At 71.7% G+C, this 19,286-nt stretch carries 19 protein-coding genes; 9 read left to right on the forward strand and 10 right to left on the reverse strand.

Features of this window, described 5'->3' with window-relative positions:
* Nucleotides 1–25: 25 nt before the first annotated feature.
* Nucleotides 26–1,867, reverse strand: coding sequence for a M48 family metallopeptidase (locus tag AB0K03_RS15050; protein WP_364684549.1), 1,842 nt, complete (start codon nucleotides 1,865–1,867; stop codon nucleotides 26–28).
* Nucleotides 1,868–2,039: 172 nt separating this feature from the next.
* Here AB0K03_RS15050 and AB0K03_RS15055 point away from each other — a divergent pair, with 172 nt between their 5' ends.
* The 4 genes from AB0K03_RS15055 (at nucleotide 2,040) to mtnA (ending at nucleotide 6,829) form a co-directional block, all read left to right on the forward strand.
* Nucleotides 2,040–2,990, forward strand: a complete 951-nt coding sequence (locus tag AB0K03_RS15055; protein WP_364684551.1) for a hypothetical protein — start codon at nucleotides 2,040–2,042, stop codon at nucleotides 2,988–2,990.
* 66 nt (nucleotides 2,991–3,056) lie between these two features.
* On the forward strand, nucleotides 3,057–4,124 hold the full coding sequence (locus AB0K03_RS15060; RefSeq protein ID WP_364684553.1) for a PHP domain-containing protein: 1,068 nt from the start codon (nucleotides 3,057–3,059) through the stop codon (nucleotides 4,122–4,124).
* Between the two features lie 39 nt (nucleotides 4,125–4,163).
* Complete coding sequence (locus AB0K03_RS15065; protein ID WP_364684555.1) at nucleotides 4,164–5,834, forward strand: DUF885 domain-containing protein; 1,671 nt, start codon at nucleotides 4,164–4,166, stop codon at nucleotides 5,832–5,834.
* A gap of 32 nt (nucleotides 5,835–5,866) precedes the next feature.
* Nucleotides 5,867–6,829: an S-methyl-5-thioribose-1-phosphate isomerase gene (gene mtnA, locus AB0K03_RS15070; RefSeq protein WP_364684557.1), complete on the forward strand. Its 963-nt coding sequence runs from the start codon at nucleotides 5,867–5,869 to the stop codon at nucleotides 6,827–6,829.
* A 555-nt stretch (nucleotides 6,830–7,384) separates the two neighbouring features.
* On the opposite strand, the gene AB0K03_RS15075 is transcribed toward mtnA, so the two are convergent.
* Together AB0K03_RS15075 and AB0K03_RS15080 are read right to left on the reverse strand one after the other, a co-directional pair.
* Nucleotides 7,385–7,552 carry a hypothetical protein gene (locus AB0K03_RS15075; RefSeq protein ID WP_364684558.1) on the reverse strand — a complete coding sequence of 56 codons (168 nt, stop codon included), beginning with the start codon at nucleotides 7,550–7,552 and terminating at the stop codon, nucleotides 7,385–7,387.
* A 103-nt stretch (nucleotides 7,553–7,655) separates the two neighbouring features.
* Nucleotides 7,656–8,042, reverse strand: a complete 387-nt coding sequence (locus AB0K03_RS15080) for a hypothetical protein (RefSeq protein WP_364684560.1) — start codon at nucleotides 8,040–8,042, stop codon at nucleotides 7,656–7,658.
* 309 nt (nucleotides 8,043–8,351) lie between these two features.
* Here AB0K03_RS15080 and AB0K03_RS15085 point away from each other — a divergent pair, with 309 nt between their 5' ends.
* The gene (locus AB0K03_RS15085) at nucleotides 8,352–9,095 is read left to right on the forward strand and encodes a M23 family metallopeptidase (protein ID WP_364684562.1); all 744 of its coding nucleotides are present in this window, start codon (nucleotides 8,352–8,354) and stop codon (nucleotides 9,093–9,095) included.
* A 97-nt stretch (nucleotides 9,096–9,192) separates the two neighbouring features.
* On the opposite strand, the gene AB0K03_RS15090 is transcribed toward AB0K03_RS15085, so the two are convergent.
* Entirely contained in the window at nucleotides 9,193–10,347 is a 1,155-nt protein-coding gene (locus AB0K03_RS15090) for a hypothetical protein (protein WP_364684563.1), read from the reverse strand.
* A 105-nt stretch (nucleotides 10,348–10,452) separates the two neighbouring features.
* Here AB0K03_RS15090 and AB0K03_RS15095 point away from each other — a divergent pair, with 105 nt between their 5' ends.
* Together AB0K03_RS15095 and AB0K03_RS15100 are read left to right on the forward strand one after the other, a co-directional pair.
* Nucleotides 10,453–11,406, forward strand: coding sequence for a prephenate dehydrogenase/arogenate dehydrogenase family protein (locus AB0K03_RS15095; protein WP_364684564.1), 954 nt, complete (start codon nucleotides 10,453–10,455; stop codon nucleotides 11,404–11,406).
* Nucleotides 11,407–11,441: 35 nt separating this feature from the next.
* Entirely contained in the window at nucleotides 11,442–12,026 is a 585-nt protein-coding gene (locus AB0K03_RS15100; RefSeq protein WP_364684565.1) for a DinB family protein, read from the forward strand.
* An 87-nt stretch (nucleotides 12,027–12,113) separates the two neighbouring features.
* Here the strand turns inward: AB0K03_RS15100 and AB0K03_RS15105 are convergent, their stop codons facing one another.
* The 4 genes from AB0K03_RS15105 to AB0K03_RS15120 form a co-directional block, all read right to left on the reverse strand.
* A complete protein-coding gene (locus tag AB0K03_RS15105) occupies nucleotides 12,114–13,109 on the reverse strand; it encodes an NAD(P)-dependent alcohol dehydrogenase (RefSeq protein WP_364684567.1) in 996 nt (331 codons plus the stop codon).
* A 40-nt stretch (nucleotides 13,110–13,149) separates the two neighbouring features.
* Nucleotides 13,150–13,998, reverse strand: a complete 849-nt coding sequence (locus tag AB0K03_RS15110) for a carbohydrate ABC transporter permease (protein WP_364684568.1) — start codon at nucleotides 13,996–13,998, stop codon at nucleotides 13,150–13,152.
* Nucleotides 13,995–14,900 carry a sugar ABC transporter permease gene (locus tag AB0K03_RS15115; protein WP_364684569.1) on the reverse strand — a complete coding sequence of 302 codons (906 nt, stop codon included), beginning with the start codon at nucleotides 14,898–14,900 and terminating at the stop codon, nucleotides 13,995–13,997. The genes AB0K03_RS15110 and AB0K03_RS15115 overlap by 4 nt, the downstream gene beginning before the upstream one ends.
* 83 nt (nucleotides 14,901–14,983) lie before the next feature.
* Complete coding sequence (locus tag AB0K03_RS15120) at nucleotides 14,984–16,435, reverse strand: extracellular solute-binding protein (RefSeq protein ID WP_364684571.1); 1,452 nt, start codon at nucleotides 16,433–16,435, stop codon at nucleotides 14,984–14,986.
* Nucleotides 16,436–16,558: 123 nt separating this feature from the next.
* On the opposite strand from AB0K03_RS15120, the gene AB0K03_RS15125 reads away from it, so the two are divergent.
* The gene (locus tag AB0K03_RS15125; protein ID WP_364684573.1) at nucleotides 16,559–17,488 is read left to right on the forward strand and encodes an AraC family transcriptional regulator; all 930 of its coding nucleotides are present in this window, start codon (nucleotides 16,559–16,561) and stop codon (nucleotides 17,486–17,488) included.
* Nucleotides 17,489–17,552: 64 nt separating this feature from the next.
* Here AB0K03_RS15125 and AB0K03_RS15130 read toward each other — a convergent pair whose 3' ends face one another.
* A complete protein-coding gene (locus tag AB0K03_RS15130; protein WP_364684575.1) occupies nucleotides 17,553–18,155 on the reverse strand; it encodes a maleylpyruvate isomerase family mycothiol-dependent enzyme in 603 nt (200 codons plus the stop codon).
* Between the two features lie 11 nt (nucleotides 18,156–18,166).
* Nucleotides 18,167–18,616 carry a MarR family winged helix-turn-helix transcriptional regulator gene (locus AB0K03_RS15135; RefSeq protein ID WP_364684577.1) on the reverse strand — a complete coding sequence of 150 codons (450 nt, stop codon included), beginning with the start codon at nucleotides 18,614–18,616 and terminating at the stop codon, nucleotides 18,167–18,169.
* A gap of 136 nt (nucleotides 18,617–18,752) precedes the next feature.
* Here AB0K03_RS15135 and AB0K03_RS15140 point away from each other — a divergent pair, with 136 nt between their 5' ends.
* Nucleotides 18,753–19,280, forward strand: a complete 528-nt coding sequence (locus tag AB0K03_RS15140) for a tRNA adenosine deaminase-associated protein (protein ID WP_364684579.1) — start codon at nucleotides 18,753–18,755, stop codon at nucleotides 19,278–19,280.
* The last annotated feature ends 6 nt before the right edge of the window (nucleotides 19,281–19,286 follow it).

The raw sequence follows: 19,286 nt of genomic DNA on the forward strand, positions 1-19,286 counted from the left end.
ACCTTCGACGCGGCCGAAGGGCGGGTCAGCCGTCGGACTCCCGGGCGAAGCGGTCCAGAACCTTCAGCAAGGTCTCGCGGCTGTCGCCGAGCTGCTCGCCCGTCCAGCGCTCCTCGATCGCGATGACCGTGCCGTCGTGCATCCGCAGGTCGGCCCGCGCCGGCGTGCGCTTCGTGACGGTGGCCCCGCGCACCTCCTCGAACGGCACGAAGCGGTACCGCGCCGCCAGGTCCTCGATCGGCGCCGACGACAGCAGCTCCTGCAGCCGCTTCTTGCCGTTGTCCGTCGACTTGGGGCCGGGGACGAACAGGAACCCGCGGTCCAGCAGCACCAGGTCGGTGTGCGCGCCGTCGACCTTGAGGTTGGCCATCGCCGCGATGACGTCCGACCCGCTCGCCGAGGCCCTGCGCTCGATGATGCCGGCCGCCTCCACGTGGACGCCCAGCTCGGCCAGCCGGGACCGGGCCTCGCCGATCGTCTCGGGGGAGACGGCGAGCTTGGCGATCTCCTCGAAGTCGAGCTCCGCGCCGTGCGCGTCGGTCAGCCGCGCCGGGCCCGACCACGAGTGCCGCCAGAACGCCGTGCCGGAGCGGATCGCCGCCAGAGCGAACAGCATGTCCATGGGGCCGGCGAACTTGAGCGCCGCTTCCTTGCGCGTCGCGTCCGGGAAGAACTCTTCCGCCAGCTCGCCGAGGCGTCCCGCGGTGACCAGGTCGAACAACGTGCCCAGACCGGGGTCGGGCGCGCCGGTGAGCCGGCCCAGCGACCGGAAGATGCGGTCGGCGTTGCGCTGCAGCCGGGCGGTCGCCGCCGCGGCGGCGAACTGCGGCCAGGGCAGCACCTGCCGGTTGCCGACGTCGACCACCTCACGCTGCAGCGCGATCCCGGCCTCGCGGACCGAGGGCAGCAGGGCGGCGGCGGGCCGGCCGTCGACCGGGTGCGCGGCCTGCGGCGCCGTACGCATCACCGCGATCCGCTCAGCCGTCGACGGGTGGGTGTCCCAGCGCGACCGGTGCTCCTCCGGCTCCCGGTCACGCAGCTCGGCCAGCTCGTCACCACGGGCGGCGAAGAGCTGCCCGAACCCGCCGAAGAAGTCGTCCGGCGCGTACCCGGCCTCCCAGCCCTGGGCCACGTACCGTCCGAAGTAGAAGTCCCACGCCGCGTCGATGACCGGGAGCTCGCGCAGCGCCGACATGGCGACCTCGGGACCCGCGACGCGGACGGACGCGCGGTCGGCGTCGAGCTCCTGGCGCCGCGAGGCGGCGTTGTCGACGAGCAGGTACAGCCGCGCGTAGCCCCGGAACACCATGCCCACCGGGTTCCACCGGCCGATGCGGCTGACCGTGCCGCCGATCGCCAGCCGGCCCCGGTACGCCACCGCGCCGAGCCGGGTGTGCCGCCCCGAGTAGTGGCCCAGCTCGTGCGCGACGACCGAGCGCATCTGATCCACCGACAACGCCTGCAGCAGCGGCATGCCGAGGTAGAGCCGGCGCCGGCCGCCGATGAGGCCCAGCAGCTTGGTGTCCTCGCTGACCGCGGCGTTCACCTCGGGCACCAGGCGGATCTCGTCGGGCGTACGCGTGCCGACCTCGGCAGCCAGCGCGCGCACCGTGTCCCACAGCTCCGGCGCCTGCTGCGGTGAGACGACGAGCCCGTGCATCGGCTCCGGCCGCGTACGGATGGCCCGCCACAGCCCGACCACCGTGGCTCCCACGGCGAGCAGCAGCGGGAAGCCCAGCTTGATCCCGACGCCGGCGTTGGCCTCCACCGAGATCCACACGACCAGCGCCAGCACGGCGACCAGCTGGATGAGAGCGACGACGTAGAAGCCCAGCAGCATCACCACGGATGCGGCAGCACGAAACATCTCCGGTGTTCCTTCCCCCGTGAGACCGCGCGCCCAGCCGCGGTCCCGGCGGCCGATCCGGCCGCGCGGCGCGAGGAAGATACCGATACCGATCTTTGCCCAGCAACCCCCTTCCGGCCCGCGCAGCCCACGCTCTACGATCCCGGTCCGAACAACGGGGGAGGAAATCGACATGTGGCCGTTCCGGGGGAAGGCCCCGAAGGTGGTCTTCGACGACAACGCCGGCGACGAGACAGCGCGCATGCTGGATGCGGCGGCCCGCCGCGGCGACTGGCGTACGGTGGGCGCCACGCTGGACCGGGTCACCGACACCGACCTGCGGAACTTCTACCTTGGGGTCGTCACCGACCTCGAGGGGGCCCAGCCGTGGATCGACGAGTGGGTGGCGGCCGAGCCGGGTTCCGCGCTGCCGTACCTGGTCAAGGGCTGTCACTTCACCGCTTGGGCGTGGGAGGCGCGGACGTCCAAGCAGGCGAAGTACGTCTCGCAGGAGCAGTTCGCCGTTTTCTTCCGGCGGCTCAAGGTGGCCGAGGACAACCTCGACGAGGCGCTCGCCCGCGACCCGGGCGACGCCAACATCTGGGCCCAGCTCATCCAGACGGCGATCGGCCGACAGCTCGGCCTCCCGGAGGCCGAGCGCCGCTTCAAAGAGGTGACCGCACGACACCGCTGGCACCGCTCGGCACACCACAAGCTGCTCCAGCAGAAGTGCGCCAAGTGGGGCGGCAGCGACGAACTCGCTCTGACGTTCGCCCGCGACACGGTCGCCGAGATGCCGCCGGGCTGCTCGCTCGGCTCACTCGTGGCCGTCGCCCACTTCGAACAGCACCTGCAGGATCCCGGCGAGCGGCACCTGCGACGGCCCGAGGTGGTGGCGGAGATCCGGGCCGCCGCCGAGAAGTCCGTGCTCCACCCCGCCTTCCGCGACGGACCCGGCCACCGGGCCGCGCACGGATGGTTCGCGCTGGCCCTCACGCTCGCCGGCGACCACCGGGCGGCCGTCGCCCACTTCGACGCGATCGGCGACACCCCGACCCGGATGCCGTGGGAGTACTTCCCCTCCCCGGCGCGGACGTTCACGCAGGCCAAGGAGGAGGTCCACCGGGCGGTGGGACGCCGCTGAGCCGTGGGGCCGGTTCTGCCGATCATGACGGCCGTGATCGGCGGGACAGGCCCTACGCTGGGCGGCATGGCATCCCGTGATCCGGCCGCCGACCTGCGGCGCATCGCGTTCCTGCTGGAACGGGCGAACGAGGCGACGTACCGCGTGCGCGCGTTCCGGTCGGCGGCCAAGACGGTCGCGGCGCTGCCGGCCGCCGAGCTCGCCGAGCGTACGGCCGAGGGCACGCTGGCGAAGCTCCCCGGCGTCGGCGACGTGACCGCCCGGTGCATCACCGAGTCGCTCGCCGGCGAGGAGCCGGTGTACCTGCGCCGGCTCGAGACGACCGAGGGCACCGACCTGCAGGGCGCGGCCGCCGCCCTGCGCCAGGCGCTGCGCGGCGACTGCCACGCGCACTCGGACTGGTCCGACGGCGGCTCGCCGATCGAGGAGATGGCGCTCGCCGCGGTGGAGGTCGGTCACGAGTACCTGGTGCTCACCGACCACTCCCCGCGGCTGACCGTCGCACGTGGTCTCACCGCCGACCGGCTGCGCAAACAGCTCGACTACGTGGCACGGCTCAACGACGCGCTGCCCGACGGCTTCCGCATCCTCACCGGGATCGAGGTCGACATCCTGGCCGACGGTTCGCTGGACCAGGAGGACGAGCTGCTCGCCCGCCTCGACGTGGTGGTCGGGTCGGTGCACAGCAACCTGCGCGACGAGTCGCCGAAGATGACGCGCCGCATGCTGGCCGCCATCGCGAACCCGCACCTCGACATCCTCGGGCACATGACCGGGCGCAAGGTGTCCGCGGCCGGCGAGGGGGACCGGGCGCACCGCGGCGGGCGTACCCGGCCGCCCAGCACGTTCGACCTCGACAAGGTGCTGGCCGCCTGCGTCGAGCACGGCAAGGCCGTGGAGATCAACTCCCGCCCGGACCGGCTCGATCCGCCGAAGCGGATGCTCACCGTCGCGGTCGAGGCCGGGTGCCTCTTCAGCATCGACACCGACGCCCACGCACCGGGACAGCTCGACTGGCAACGGTACGGGTGTGAGCGCGCGGCGCTGTGCGGCGTACCGGCCGACCGGGTCGTGAACACCTGGTCCGCCGAGCGCCTGCTCGAGTGGACGGCGGGTCACTCGGCGGCGGAATAAGTACAGAAATCTGTCGGAGGTCTCCCGTATGGTCGGCGCGTGGGACAGATTGATGACCTCGCCAACCGCTACGTCGACGAATGGGCGCCGCTCAACCCGACCGGCGCGACCTTCATCGGCGTGCCTGGCCACGATCACGAGCTGGACGACCTGTCGCCCGACGGCTTCGCGGCCCAGGCCGACCTCGTCCGCCGCACCCTGGCCGAGCTGGATCTGATCGACCCGGAGACCGAGGCCGAGAACGTCGCCAAGGACGCCATGCAGGAGCGGCTCGGCCTCGACCTGGCCCGCTACGAGTCCGGCGACACGGCCAGCGAGGTCAACGTCATCTCCAGCTCGGTGCACGGCCTGCGGATGGTCTTCGACCTGATGCCGGTCCAGGGCGAGGAGGCGCTGGCCGACATCTCCGCCCGGCTCGGCGCGTTCCCCCGCGCCCTCGAGCAGTATCAGCGCACCCTCCTCGAGGAGGCCCGCCGCGGCCACGTGAGCGCGCGGGTGCAGCTGCTCGAGGTCGCCGAGCAGTGCGCCACCTGGGCGGACCCGCAGCGCGACAACGTCTTCCACACCCTCGCCGACGGGCTCGGCGCGGACGGCGCGATGCTGGCCGACCTGCAACGCAACGCGGCCGCGGCCACGGCGGCCACGGCGGGCTTCGGACAGTTCCTGCGCACGGAGCTCGCGCCGTACGGCCGCGACAAGCAGGCGGCGGGACCCGACCGGTACGCCCGCGCCTCGCAGTACTTCCTCGGCGCGAAGGTCGACCAGCACGAGACGTACGCCTGGGGCTTCGAGGAGCTCGCGCGGCTGGAGCGCGAGATGCGCGCGGTCGCCGCCGAGATCGCGGGCCCCGGCGCCACGGTGGACCGCGCGGTGGAGGTCCTCGACGCCGACCCGGCCCGGCGCATCCCCGGCAAGGAGGCGTTCCGCGACTGGATGCAGTCCGTCGCCGACAAGGCCGTCGCCGAGCTCAACGGCACCCACTTCGACATCCCGCCGGCGGTCCGCACGGTCGAGGCGTGCCTCGCCCCCACCAGCGACGGCGGCATCTACTACACCGCGCCGAGCGAGGACTTCAGCCGCCCCGGCCGCATGTGGTGGGCCGTGCCCGAGGGCCAGACCGAATTCTCCACCTGGCGCGAGACGTCGACGGTCTATCACGAGGGCGTGCCCGGCCATCACCTCCAGATCGGCCAGACGATCTACCGTGCCGACCTGCTCAACCGCTGGCAGCGGCTGCTCTGCTGGTGCTCCGGCCACGGCGAGGGCTGGGCCCTGTACGCCGAACGCCTCATGGACGACCTCGGCTACCTCGCCGACCCGGGTGACCGCCTCGGCATGCTCGACAGCCAGGCCCTGCGCGCCACCCGCGTCATCGTCGACATCGGCATGCACCTCGAGCTCGAGATCCCCCGCGACAATCCGTTCGGCTTCCACCCCGGCGAACGCTGGACGCCCGAGCTGGGCTGGGAGTTCCTCCGCCAGCACTGCCGCATGCAGGAGGACGTGCTCCGCTTCGAGTGGAAGCGCTACCTGGGCTGGCCGGGGCAGGCGCCGTCGTACAAGGTCGGCGAACGCATCTGGCTCCAGGCCCGGGAGGACGCCAAGGCCCGCAAGGGGGCGGCCTTCAACCTGAAGGACTTCCACCGGGACGCGCTGAACCTGGGATCGCTCGGGCTGGACCCGCTGCGGAAGGCCCTCGCCCGGCTGTGAGTGCATCCATGTCTTCGCAGGATGGAACGCACATGCGCACGATCGACTGGGTGGACGGGGCCGTCGAGCTCATCGATCAGACGGCGCTCCCCGGTGAGCTGCGGATCCTGCGCGTCACCACGGTCGCCGACCTCGTGGCCGCCATCCGGTCGCTCGCCGTACGGGGCGCCCCGGCGCTCGGTGTCGCCGGAGCCTTCGGGGTAGCGCTCGCGGCCCGGGAGTTCGCCTGCGACCCGGCCGGGCTCGCCACGGCCGTACGCGACGTCGAGGTCGCCCGGCCCACCGCCGTGAACCTCGCCCGCGGGGTGCGCCGGGCCGCCGCACGGCTCGAGGAAGGGTTCGACGGCGTCCTCGCCGAGGCCTGCGCGGTCCGCGACGAGGAGATCGCCGCCTCGGCCGCGATGGCCGCGCTCGGCGCCGACCTGATGGTGGAGCTGTGCGGCGGGCCGCCGCGGGTGCTGACCCACTGCAACACCGGCGGGCTCGCCGCGGTCGTCGGCGGCACAGCCCTCGGTGTGGTGGTCGAGCTGCAGCGGCGGGGATCCCTGTCGGGGGTCATCGCCAGCGAGACCCGCCCCCTGCTGCAGGGCGCCCGGCTCACCGCGTGGGAGCTGGAGCAGGCCGGCATCGAGTTCCGGGTCGCGGTCGACTCGGCCGGGCCGTTCCTGCTGGCCCGCGGCGAAGCCGACGCGGTCATCCTCGGCGCGGACCGGATCTGCGCCAACGGCGACGTCATCAACAAGGTCGGCACGTACGCCCACGCCCTCGGCGCGCGCCGGGCCGGGGTGCCGTTCGTGGTCGTGGCGCCGGAGACCACCGTCGACCTGGACACCCCGGACGGGGCGGCGGTGGAGATCGAGGACCGGGGCGCGGCCGAGGTGACGGCGTACTCGGCGGCGGTCAACCCGGCCTTCGACGTGACGCCGCACGACCTGGTAACGGCGATCGTCACGGACCGGCGGGTGATCCGCCTGGACCGGGGGGAGAAGCCCTGACCGGAAGCGGTCCGCGTGGATCGCGAGGTCTCGCGTGGAAGCGCGGTGAGGAGCTTCGACCGGAGCGCTGGGGCCGCGGGAGCGGGCAGCGCGGTCGCGGAGGGCGGCCCTGCAGGGTCCGGGAGGCGGGCGCCGGGGGCCGGTTCCGCCCGACGGCGGCGGCGGAGGCACCGCACGGGCGCGGGGAAACGGCCCTGGGTAGCCACGGCGGGAGTGGTCCGAAGGCCGCGGCGTCACGTTCCAGTTCGCGGCGCTGGTGCCGGGCGGCGCCGGTCCCGCCCGGCAGCGCCGGTCCTGCCCGGCAGCGCTGGTCCTGCCCGGCGGCGCTGGTCCTGCCCGGCGGCGCTGGTCCCGCCCGACAGTGTGCGGTCCCGCTCGGCGGTAGCGGTCCTGTTCGCTGGCGCGGGTCCTGCCCGGCAGCGCTGGTCCCGCACGGCAGCGCCGCTCCCGTTGGGCGGCGGCGGAGGCGATTCGGCGCGGGCGCAGCGGAGACGGACCCAGCCGGCAGTGGGAGCGGTTCCGCACAGCCGCGGCGGCGGTGGCCGCGGCGGAGGATCAGTTGGCGAGACGGCGCCGGTTGGCGATCAGCTCGCGGATGCGGGCGCCGCGCAGGCGCTGCGGCTGGCTCAGTTCGCGGGCCGACTTCGCGTCGGCCAGAGCGGCGAGGAGCTCGAGCCGGCGACGGCGACGGTCGGGGTCGAGTCGCTGCGGTACGTGGGCCATGCGCCGAGAGTGCCGAAGCCGTTCGGCGTTCGTCAAGGCCGAGTGCGTTGCGCCACGGCAGGCGTACGGTTCGTCAATGACAGACCGCCGCAGAGCTGGACATTCACCACAGCGGCCAGTCGTTGGTAGTGATCCACCTCGCACCGACGAAACCGGCGGCTATCGATAGGCCGACACCGCTCGCGAGGGCCACGCCGACGGCCACGCCGCGGTCGCCGAGGAGCGTCAGCACGGCCGCCGCGAACCACGCCGACACCGCCGCCCCGATCGTCCACCAGGCGTAGCCGAACAGGTCCCGGCCAAGGCTGCCGAACAGCGTGAACCAGAGGGCCGCCGCGCCGGCGCCGCTGAGCAGCGGGCCCGTGCGGATCCGGTGCGCCTCGCGGTACACCGGGCGGGGCGGCAGGCCGGGCAGCGGCTCCGGCGTGCGCACGTGCGGCAGCCATCCGGCCGGCGGTGTGCTCCCGGCCCATCCCGCGTGCTCGCTCATGCCCGCCCCTCGAGGCTCGTCGACGAAGTCCCTCCCGAACCCTATCCACCGCCCGCGCCCGAACGGGCCGGGAAGCCGCGTCCGCGCCCGAAGCCCGGCCGGGAGGCCGCGTCCGCGCCCGAAGCCCGGCTGGGAGGCCGCGTCCGCGCCCGAAGCCCGGCTGGGAGGCCGCGTCCGCGCCCGCGTCCGAGTCGGGCGCGGAAGCCGCACCCACGCGCCGCCGCGGACGGGCGCGCCTGGACGCCGGGCGGACCCCGTCCGGCGAGCTGCGGGTCTGCGGAGCCGGGCGACTTCTGTCAGGATGGCGCGGTGCTTTCCCTGCGTACCCTCTCGGTTCTGACCGTCACCGCGCTCTCGCTCGCCGCCTGCGGCACGCCGGGCGACGGGCCGTCGGCGGCCGCGACGCCGCAGTTCGTGGAGCCCACGGCGTCCGCCGCCGCGTCCGGGGCGCCGGAGTCCGCGGCGTCGCCCGCGGCCGCCGGCAACGTCAGCGTGCCCGAGACGCCGTCGAAGACGCCGTCCAAGAAGCCGGTGGCCCCGGTCGCCGTCACATACGTCTTCCCGGTGAAGGCGTCGAATGTGGCATATCACCCGACCCACTCGAAGTATCCGGCGACCGACATCTTCGCCGACTGCGGCCAGAAGGTCGTGGCCACCACCAGCGGGGTCGTGCTCGAGATCAGCCTCAAGGACGAGTACGTGAAGGGCCGCCCGGACGGCCCGCTCAACGGCGGCCTGTCCGTGTCGCTGCTCGGCGACGACGGCGTGCGCTACTACGGCTCGCACCTGAGCAAGGTGCAGACCGGCATCAAGAAGGGCGTCCGCGTCAAGGCCGGTCAGCTGCTCGGCAAGGTGGGCCACACCGGCAACGCCAACGGCGTCTGCCACCTGCACTACGGCATCTCGCCGCCGTGCGCGAAGGTCGGTGACTGGAAGGTGCGCCGCGGCGTGATCTGGCCGGCGCCGTACCTGGATTCGTGGCGCAAGGGCGGCCGCAAGAGCCCGGTCGCGAAGGTCAAGGCCTGGAAGAACGCCAACAACTGCCGAGCCTGAGGTACGGGCGCAGAGGCCCGACAACCGCAGAGCCGGGGCGTGATGCAGCAGGGCCGCATCCGTCGCCCGAGGATGCGGCCCTGCTCTGCGGTGAGGCTCAGCTGAACTGTGCGAGACGCTTCTGGGACACCCCGTTGATCGTGGTGAAGGCGCCGCCCGCCACGAAGGCCCCGAGTCCCGGGTTGACGGCCATCGTCAGGACGCCTTCGATGCCGTTGCCGTTCGCGGTCCAGTCGCGCAGGTGGCCGTCCGTGATGTCCAGGGCGGCGAGCTTGACGCGCTGGTCGGAGCCGTCGAGGCAGACGCCCTGGGTTCCCGTGCGCGCGGTGCGGCAGGCGTTGTCGAAGTGGCCCCCGACGTAGACCGTGTCGCCGAGGGTGGTGACCGCCTGCGCGTCGCCGTCGAAGGTCGCGCTCCACCGCTTCGCGCCGGTGAGGGTGTACGCGGTGGCCGTGCCGCCCTGGCCGCCGTGCGCGGTGTAGACGCTGTCCGCGGTGATTGCGATCCCGAAGACGATGACGGCCGGCTTGGGCTTGAACCCCGTGACGATCGCCGCCGACGTGGGGTCGAGGGCGACGAGCCGGTCGTACCCGCTGGTGCTGTTGACCTTGTGGAATTTGCCGCCGACGTAGATCCGGCCGGAGGCCGTGGCGAGCGACTCCACCTGGTCGTCGACGACCGGCTTCCACTTGGTGTCGAGCGCGCCGGTGTTGAGGTCGAACGCCGCGAGCCGGGTCCGGGCCTGGCCGCTGACCTTGGTGATCGTGCCGCCCAGGTAGAGCCGGCCGTTGGCGGCGGCGAGGGCGTACGGCTTGCCGTCGATCGCGTGTTTGAACGTGGTGGAGACCGCGCCGCTGGTGGCGTCGAGCCGGGCGAGGCTGTCCCGTTTCTGCCCGCTGACGTACGTGAACTCGCCGCCGATGTAGACGCTCGACCCGCTGACCGCGATCGCCTTGACCCGGCCGTCCGCCGTGGGCGCCCAGGGCAGCAGCTCCCCGGTGTACGCGTTGACCGCGGCGAGCCGGGTGCGGGCGATGCTCTTGCCCTTGACCACCGCCGAGGTGAAGTCGCCGCCCACGTAGATCGTGCCGCCCGAGTAGGCGACCGCCCGCACCGTCCCGTTGAAGCCCGGCACGGCGTCCGAGAACTGCGCCGGCGCGGCCTGGGCCGGCCCGGCGACCGCGGCGACGGCCACGGTCAGCGCCCCGAGGACCACCATGCACTGCTTGCGAAGTTTGCCCCTGTACGTCACGCCCCGAACGTAACCGCATTGACATGGGTTATCTAGTGACGAAACGGACTAAAAGTCACACCACCGTACGGCTGATGTTCCACGCGATGTGCGACAGTCACCGGCGTGAACGTCACGGTCATCGGTCTCGGTCTCATCGGCGGCTCCCTCCTGCGAGCTCTCGCCACCCGTGGCCACCAGGTCACCGGGTACGACGTCAGCGAAGCCACCCGGCAGGCGGCGGCTTCCGCGGCGGGTGTGGAGAATCCCGGCTGGCGCGTGGCGGATGACATTCCGGCTGCGATCGTGGACGCCGAGATCGTCGTGCTCGCCGTGCCGCTGCCCGCGCTTCCCGAGGTCATGCCGGCCCTTGCGGGCTTCACCGGTCTCATCACCGACGTCACCTCGGTCAAAGGCCCGGTACGCGACCTGCTCAAGGGCCGTCGCTACGTGGGCGGCCACCCCATGGCCGGCAAGGAGTCGTCCAGCTTCCTCGCCTCCGACCCGCACCTCTTCGACGGCTGCGCCTGGGTGCTCTGCCTCGAACCGGGCGAGACGGACCTCGACGACTGGCTGCGCCTCGCCGCGCTCTACACGTCGCTCGGGGCGAGGGTCGTACCGGCGACGGCGGACGAGCACGACGAGGCCGTGGCGCGGATCAGCCACGTACCGCACCTGCTGGCCGCCGCGCTGAGCAACCTGCTGGAGGACAACCCGCTCGCCGGAGCGCTGGCGGCGGGATCCTTCCGGGACGGCACCCGGGTCGCGGCGACCCGCGCCGAACTCATCGCGGCCATGTGCGGCGGCAACGCGGCGGCCGTACGCCGGGTCCTCGCGGCCGTGCTCGAGGACCTCGACGCGTACGGCCGCGAGCTGACCGCCCCCGACCCGGTGCAGGCCTTGACCCCGCTGCTGCGCCGCCCCGGCGAACTCCGGCGTGCGTGGCCGGCCGCTCCGGGCGTACCCGAAGAAGTCGATCCTGGGAATCTCCTCGCCTGGGGGCGGTCGGGTGGCTGGATCGTCGGGGTCGAGCCGAGACTCGTCGGATTGCGGCCGGTAAGTGGCCGCAATGATTCCTAGGCTGAACCGGTAACCGCGAACGACGGGAGACAGTCATGCCGGGCCAGGTCGGAGCCATCAGCAACGAACGCGAGGGTCTGCTCGCCTACCTCGCGCAGGCACGCTACGTCCTCAAACTCACCGCGTACGGCCTCACCGCGGACCAGCTGCGCGCCACGCCGACGGCCGGCACGCTCAGCGTGGGCGGCCTCATCAAACACTGCTCGGCCACCGAGGACGGCTGGATCGACACCGTACGCCTCCAGCCGGCCGAAGTGGACTACGAGGCGTACAACGCGAACTTCCACCTGACCGGCGACGAGACACTCGAATCCGTGATCGCCGAATACGACCGCGTCGCGGCGAAGACCGAGGAGACGATCGCGGGCATCGAGGACCTCGGCCGGGCGGTGCCGGTGGACCACTCGGTGCCCTGGAATCCCAAGGACCTCGACAACTGGTCGGTGCGCTGGGTCCTGCTCCACCTCATCCAGGAAACGGCCCGCCACACCGGCCACGCGGACATCATCCGCGAGGCGATCGACGGCGGTACGGCGTACCCCCTCATGGCCGCGGCGGAGAACTGGCCGGACAGCCCCTGGATGCAGAAGTGGAAGCCGTCCGGCGACCAGCACGCATGAGTGGTTCTCCGGCGGCCGTTGCCGGGCGAGGCGGCTTTTGCCGCCCCACCCGGCGTCCGGTCCCGCTCTCGGGTGATCTCTTCGTCGTCACTGGTGCGGGCGCACGATCACCTTGATCGAGCCGGGCACATCCCGGGCGGCGGTCAGCGCGAGCCGCGTGTCCTGGAGCCCGTAGTGGGCCGTGACCAGCCCATCCAGGTCGACCCGGCCCGACGAGGCGAGCTGGATGGCGGTCGGCCACGTGTTCGCATACCGGAAGACACCGGTGAGAACGACCTCGCGCACCTGCAGGTGGGCCACCGGGACGGAGACCTCCTCGGCGCCCATCCCGATCAGCACCGCCCGTCCGGCGCGGTCCAGGGCGCGCAGACCGGACATGACCGCCGCGGCGGACCCGGAGCACTCCAGCAGGACGGTCGGCGCCGGTTCACGGTCGTCCACGACGGTTCGGGTCGCGCCGTAGGACCGGGCGACCTCGAGCCGGCCGGGGTTGACGTCCAGCACGGTGACGTCGGTGGCCCCGAAGGCGCGGGCGGTCTGCAGAGCCAGCAGCCCGATGGGACCGGCGCCGGTGACCAGCACGCGATCGCCCGGGCGTACGCGTGCCTTCTCGCACGCCCACACGGCCACCGACAACGGCTCCAGCAGTGCCGCGGCATCGTCGCTGACCTCGTCGGGCACCGGGTGTGCGAAGGCGGCGTGGACGGTGACGAACTCGGCGAAGGCTCCGTCCACCGGAGGCGTCGCGAAGAACTCCATCCGGTGGCAGAGGTTGTAGCGCCCGGCCAGGCATTCCGGGCAGGTGCGATCGGGTACGCCCGGCTCGATCGACACCCGCTGCCCGACGTGCCGGTCGGCCACGCCGGGACCGACGGCTTCGATCACCCCGGCGGCCTCGTGGCCGAGCACCAGCGGCGCCTCGACGACGAAGTCCCCGATCCGGCCGTGGTCGAAGTAGTGGGTGTCCGATCCGCAGACCCCGACCGCCGTGACCCGGACCAGCACCTCGCCCGGTCCGGGCAGCGGCGCGGGCCGTTCCTCGACGACCAGATCCAGGGGCTCACGCAGAACGGCAGCGCGCATGACGGATTCCTTCCGATGGGACGGGGCTGCTTGCCCGCGATCACTCACCCGTGACCGCGCCGAGGGACAGCCCGCTGACGAGGTGTCGCCGCACCGCGAGGCCGGCGAGGAGCATGGGTACGGCGACCACGACGGCGAGCGCCGACAGCAGCCCCCAGTCGATGCCGCTCTGGGTCACCAGGGCCCCGGCGGCCTGCGGCAAGGTGGCCGTGTCCGGTCCGCTCAGCGCCGACGAGAAGGCGTAGTCGTTCCAGCTGAAGACCATGCAGAGGACGGTTGTCGTCACGATGCCGGCGCGAGCCATGGGCAGGGAGACCGTGCGGAACCGGCGCCACTTGGTGCACCCGTCGAGCAGCGCGGCCTCCTCGACCGACTCCGGTATGCGGGCGAAGAAGGCTGACATCAGCCAGATCGCGAACGGCAGGTTGAAGCTCAGGTGGGCGAGGACCAGCCCGGGGATCGTGTTGACGAGTCCCGCGCTGCGGAACATGACGAACAGCGGGACGAGAACCGCGGCGATCGGCGCCATCCGCGTGGAGAGGACCCAGAAGGCGACATCGCGTTTGTACCGGGACACCCAGTGGGCGAGGCCGTATCCGGCAAGACAGCCGAGGGTCACCGCGACCACGGTCGAGACGCCGGTGACGATCAAGCTGTTCATCAGGTACGCACCCACCCGGTTGCCGCCGAGGAAGAGGTTCCGGAAGTTGTCCAGGGTGGGAGCGAAGCTCACCGTCGGGTGGCTCGTACGGATCGCCGTCTCCGGCTTGAACGCGGTCAGCAGCATCCACAGCAGGGGCAGCGCGGCCCACACGGCGATCACGACGGCCAGCACGGGTACGAGCAATCGGCTCGTCGACCGAGTGGCGGGGGTTCCGGCGGTGGTCATCCCCGGTCACCTCCGTCCCCCGCCGGGACCGACGGACGGTCCCCGAAGAACCGCAGGAAGATCCGCGCCATGACGATCGAGAACACCAGCATCGTCAGGCCCAGCACCGCGGCCTTACCCAGCTGGTTGTTGAACCGGAAGGCGAACTCGTACAGCTTGATCGGAATGATCTTGGTGGCGTCGGCCGGTCCGCCGTTGGTGGTGGCGACGACGATGTCGAAGTACCGGATGGCGTCCATGGACCGGACCAGCAGCGCCACCAGGATGATGGGCTTCATCTGCGGCAGGATGATCGCGACGAGCGTCCGGAAGTAGCCGGCGCCGTCCACCGTCGCGGCCTCCAGGGTCGAGGGTGGCACCGCCGTGAGTCCCGCCAGCAGGATCAGGGCGACCAGCGGGGTCCACTGCCAGACGTCGATGGAGACGATCGTCGGTAGCGCGGTCGAGGGCGAGGCGAGCAGGTCGTCACCGAGGCCCACGGCCTGCAAGATCTTGGCGTACAGGCCGATGGTGGAGTCGAGCATGAACCGCCCGAGCAGCCCCACCAGCACCGGAGCCAGGAACATCGGCAGCAGCACGACCGACAGCACCACCGACCGGGCCCGCACCAGCTGATGCAGGACGAGTGCCACGGCCAGCCCGAGCGCCATCTCCAGCCCGACGATGGCGACGAAATAGACCAGCGACCGGGCCCAGGACGCCCAGATGGAGCCGTCGCCCAGGACCGCCGACCAATTGTCCGCCCCGGTGAAGGTCAGTGACACTCCGCCGAGAGTGCGTACCTTCGCGAAGCTCATGGCGACCAGGACCACGAACGGCACCCAGGACAACACGAACAACACGGTCAGTGCCGGCGCCATCATCGCGAACTCGAAGGTCTTCAGCCCGCGGGGCGGCCGCACTCGCCGCTTCACCCGTCCCGCGCGGGGCGGTGGCACCGCCCGGGCCCTCAAGGCCGTGCGGGGCGCCGCGTCGAGGCCGGCGCTCACTGCATGGCCTTCTGCATCTGCTGCTGCATCGCGGCCATCGTCGCGGCCGGGTCGGCGCCACGGGTGAGCATCTTCGACAGTTCCGTGAAGATGATCGTGTCCAGCTCGACCCACTGGGAGACCTTCGGCCGCAGCCCGATGTTCTCCGGCTGCCAGGCCTTCAGCACGGTCTCGGCCGTACGGATGTTGGGGAACTTGGAGGGGCTCTTGCCTTCCTCGGCCTTCACCTCCGGCATCTCGTAGACGGAGGTACGGGTCGGGGTGCCGCCGCCCACCTTCGAGCCCAGGCTCATCAGCTGGGTCTGCGGCGAGGTGGCCCAGTTGACGAACAGCCACGCCGCCCCGAGTTCGTCGCCCTTGGCGTTGGCGTTGATCCCGATGCCGGTGCCGCCGAAGATGTGCGCCCGGCGGGCCGGTCCCTTGGGGAGCAGCGCGTACCCGACGTTGCCGGGGAAGGCCTTCTCCTCGCCGGCCGCGAACTCGTGCCAGTTGGGGCACATGGCGATCTCGCCGGCGACGAAGGCGTCGGCCAGGCCGGTCCAGTCCCAGGTCGTCGACGACGGGTGTGCCACCTTGAGCAGGTCGCGGTAGAACGTGGCTGCAGCGACGCCCGCCGCCGATCCGACCGTCACGGCGCCGGGCTCCTCGGATCCTCGCAGGCCGAGGCTCTGCCCCTTCTCGAAGTAGTCCCCGCCGAACGACCACAGCACGTTCGAGAAGTCGCACTGCAGCGCGTCGTGCTGCTTGGCCTGGGCGCCGATGCCGTACGCCACGTCGCCGCGGGCGTTCTCGTTGAACCACTTCGCGACCGCGAGGTACTGCTGCCACGTCATGGAGTCCGACGGGGTCGGGTCGAAGCCGAGGTCCGCCTTGGCCCGCGGTCCGTACTTCGCGAAGAGATCCTTGCGGTAGTGCAGGATCATGGTCGGCGCGTCGTACGGCAGGGCGAAGATCTTCTTGTCGTCGATGAACGAGCCCGTCGCCTGCAGCTGGGTGTCGATGAAGTCGCCGAGCCCTTTCTCGACCGCGGGATAGTTGCCGCTGTCGATGAGCGGGCGGAGGTCGGCCAGTCCGTCCGCCATCGGCGCGAGGATCTGGTACGGGTCCGCGTAGATGACGTGGTTCTGCGCCGTGCCGGAGGAGAAGTCGAGCTTGCACTTCTCCACCACCTTGTCCAGCTCCATCTGCTGAACCTTGACCTTGATGCCCGTCAGCTGCTCGAACGGAGCCAGGTTCGCCGCGATGGCGGCCGACGGCGAGGTGTTCTCCGAGATGAAGTTGATCGCGGTGCCGCTGAACTGCTTCCAGGGATCGCCGCCGCCGGCGCTGCCCTTCGGGGTCTCTGTCTCGTCTCCGGTGGAACATGCCTGCAACGCGATCAGCGCGGCGAGCGAGGCGCCGCCCGCCAGAAGCTGCCGACGGCTGAAAGCATCAGTCCTTGGCTCCATTCCCATCACCTCACTGGTTGCCGTGCTGGTTACAGCGAAGTTAAATGGGCCTCATAACCGAAACTAGTGCCCTGGATCACACGTTCCGATACTTATATGCAACGCTCCGCGAGGTGCCGGCACTTGAACTCTCACGTCGAACGGGCCCGGCGGCTGGTCGGCCAGACCGCTGCGCGCGAGATCATCCCGGCCGTACCGGATCAGACCGGCCGCTGGCTGATGCACGGCTACCCCGATCCGATCGCGCGCTGGAACCACCACCCCGAGCTCGAAGTGCATCTGCTGCAGCGCGGATCGGGCTGGTACATCGTCGGCGACCGGATCGGCAGATACTCGCCCGGGCAACTCGTGCTCGTCGGATCACATCTGCCGCACAACTGGATCAGCGACATCGAACCCGGTGCCCACATCGCCGACCGCGATGTCGTCTTCCAGTTTCATCCGCAGTGGATCAGGGACGCGCGGGCCTTGCTCCCCGAACTCGCCGCGCTGGAGCCGCTGCTGGCCCTCGCCGCGCGAGGCATCGAGTACTCCGGCCGATCCGCCGAACGTGGTACGGCCGAACTCCTGGCGATCGGCGGCAGCTCCGGGATGGCGCGACTCGAGCACATCACCGCGCTCCTCCGCACCCTCGCCGAGGCCCCGGCCGACGAATACCGGCTGCTCGCCAGCCCGGGCATCGCCCCGCCGAGCGACCATCAGGCGACCAGGATCATCGACCTCGCCATGCGGGAAGTGCTGACCAACCTCAACGGCACGGTCAGCCTGACCTCCATCGCTGCCCGGGTGGGCATGTCGCAGTCGGGCTTCTCCCGCTACTTCGCCCGCGCCACCGGACAGTCGTTCAGCGACACCCTGCGCAAACTCCGCCTCGCCAAGGCGCGCCAGATGCTGGCGTTCACCGACGACCCGATAACCGCGATCGCCCGCTCCAGCGGCTACAACAACCTGTCGAACTTCAACCGGCAGTTCCGTCTCGAACACGGCGTGACACCGACCGAGTACCGCCACGGCGCCGGGCGCCGAGCCGACGGCGGCCGGCCGGCGGCGTGATCAGGCCGGGACGGCAGCGGGGTGGCGTGTGTCAGTCCAGCTGTGCTGTGGCCGTACTCGTGGATCAGCGCAGGTTCGCGACGCCCGGGCCGCCCAGATCGGCGAGGGCGGCCGACCGGCCGGCCGTGGCCATGGCCAGGGCCTCGATGGGGCCCGTCACGTCCGCGCCCGAGCCCCAGGTCCAGTCGGTGTCGGTCGCGATCAGGCGGAGGCCGGCCAGCCGGCCCGGACGGACCAGGGCTGGAGCGGCCGACGGTGAGGTCAGGTAGTCCATCAGGGTGCGCCAATGCGCGGTCGGTACGTCGGCGGCGAGGCCGAGTGGGCGCGCCAGGTCGCGCAGGTGCAGGCAGGTGTCCGCGAACGGCCCCATCGGGCCGACGCGGGGTGGATCGACGTGGTCGCCGGCGTGCTCGCGGAGCAGCTGGATCAGCTCGGCGGGTGGGCGGCGGGCCAGGCGGCGGGCGAGGTGATCGACCGTACGGTCCGTGTCGCCGCGGTAGCGCAACGCCGTGAGGAAGAACCGGCCGAATCCGATCAGCATGGGTTGGACGAGATGCGCCGCGAGGTGCCGGACTGTCCATCCGGCACACAGCGTCGGATGGTCCCACCGGTCTTCGGCGAGGGAATCGAGGACGTCGGCGATCATCAGGCGGTTGGCCCTGGTCATGGCGAAGATGGTCATCCGGCGGCCCGCTTCCGGACGTCCCGGCTCAGCGCTTGGAGCACCTTGGTCGCGGTGGCGATCTCCTCCGGCGTGCACTCCGGCGCCATCGCCGCGAGGTGGTGCAGCTCGTCGTCGCGGATACGGGCGATGAGGCCGGCGCCCTCCGTGGTCAGGGCGACCAGTACGGACCGCCGGTGGGCCGGGTTGGCGCGGATCTCGGCGTGCCCGAGCCGGACCAGGTCGTCGACGTGGCGCTGCACGCCTTGCCGGGCGAGGTCGAGACGCGAGCCGATGGCCGGCACGGTCGCCGGACCGTGGTCGGACAGGACCTCCAGAACGGCGCGCATGCCGACGGTGAGGGCGTGCGGTTTCACGGCCGCCTCGACCACGCGGGCGGAGTTGAGCGTCAGCGGGCGGACGTGGCGGAGGAGGCCGTACAGCGCGGCGCCCCGGTCGACGGACATGACAACAATGTTGTCATGTGGCCCGGACTCGGGGAAGAAGCTGCCGGTCTTTGTCTCCTTCGGGGCGTGGCGCTGCGCTGCGGCCGGTGCAGGGGCTACCGTCACTCGCTGAGAACACATGTTCGTGGGGGGATTCGTGTCGACTTTCGCTGCCGCCGTCGCCCGGGGCAAGAACGGCTGGACGGCGTCCGAGGTGGAGCTCACCGGGGCGGCCGACATCGAGGAGGTCGTGGACCGGCTGCGTGACGCCGAGCCCGACGCCGAGCTGTCGCTGCTCTTCGTCGAGGCCGACGACCAGTACCTGGTCATCCTGCGCCTGGACGAGGGCGAGGATCTGCGGGTGTTCGGGTCCGACTCGGCGTACGCCGACGAGTCGCGGCTCGGGGCGCTGCTGCTCGCCGACGTGGAGACGCCGGCGTTGGAGATCGACGATCTGGCCGCGCCGCGGTCCGGCGCCGGGGACGACGACGAGGACGAGCGGCCCGCCGCCGACCCCGACGCCGACCCGCTCGGGGACGTCGAGCTCCTCGCCGACCTGGGGATCAGCTCGCACCGGCTGCTGGCGCTCTGCGGGCTCGAGGGCATGATGCCGTCGGACGTGACCGCGGAGATCTGCCAGAAGCTCGGCTGCGGGGACGAGCTGGAAGAGCTCCGCGAGGCGTGAGAGCCC

The sequence above is a fragment of the Actinoplanes sp. NPDC049316 genome, from assembly GCF_040677315.1.
In the GTDB taxonomy this organism is placed as follows: Bacteria; Actinomycetota; Actinomycetes; order Mycobacteriales; family Micromonosporaceae; genus Actinoplanes.